The sequence below is a fragment of the Pseudomonas sp. FSL R10-1350 genome, from assembly GCF_009600525.1.
Classification (GTDB): domain Bacteria; phylum Pseudomonadota; class Gammaproteobacteria; order Pseudomonadales; family Pseudomonadaceae; genus Aquipseudomonas; species Aquipseudomonas helleri.
Genome location: NZ_WIVR01000241.1, coordinates 1 through 258, shown reverse-complemented (window position 1 = coordinate 258; position 258 = coordinate 1). Strand labels below are relative to the sequence as shown.

Annotated in this window: 1 protein-coding gene; it reads right to left on the bottom strand. The window is 64.7% G+C overall.

Going from position 1 to position 258, the window contains the following annotated elements:
* The coding region (locus tag GHO25_RS25980; RefSeq protein ID WP_153393487.1) for a hypothetical protein at positions 1-258 on the bottom strand (258 nt) is incomplete at both ends.

Here is a 258-nt window from a genome sequence, read left to right as displayed (position 1 = left end):
GCAGCGCCCTGGCGATCCCGTGCAAGGACTTCAGCGTGGCGCGCTTCTCGCGCTCCCCTGCCATCTGACGCCAGCCGAAATCTTTAGCGTCCTGCTTGAGCGCTGCCAGTTGAGACAGGGTGTCGTCACGCACCAGGAGCTGGCCCAGCGCAGCTTTGGCCGATTCGTCCAACACTTCTGCCAGCAAGCCGCCCAAGCGCCTGCGTTCGGTGGACAGGGCTTCACTGACCAGCTCTTGTAAGGTGGTGTGGCCGGGCC